Genomic DNA, 266 nt, shown 5'->3' with positions numbered 1-266 from the left:
GGTAAAGATCAAACGGCTGCTGGCTTTACTGCAACAGGTTTGGTGAATGGTGAAACGGATTCAGTACTCTCAGGTGTCAGTGCAACGGTGACTGCTAAAGATGCTGGCAAATACACTAATACCGCAACAGGTCTAGATAAAAACTATGAGCTAAGCTTTGTTGATGGCTCTTTGGATATCGCCAAAGCCAAAGCCACTGTAACTGCCAATAGCGTATCAACTACCTATAACGGTAAAGACCAAACGGCTGCTGGTTTTAGTGCGAC

At 45.1% G+C, this 266-nt stretch carries 1 protein-coding gene; it reads left to right on the top strand.

Features of this window, described 5'->3' with window-relative positions; translation table 11 throughout:
• Positions 1 to 266, top strand: a 266-nt coding sequence (locus tag FY049_RS22285) for an MBG domain-containing protein (RefSeq protein WP_446084445.1), incomplete at both ends; no start/stop codon positions are given.

Source organism: Acinetobacter sp. 1125_18A, from assembly GCF_052824985.1.
Note: the sequence above shows the minus strand (reverse complement) of the source record. Positions and strands in the feature narration are given on the sequence as shown.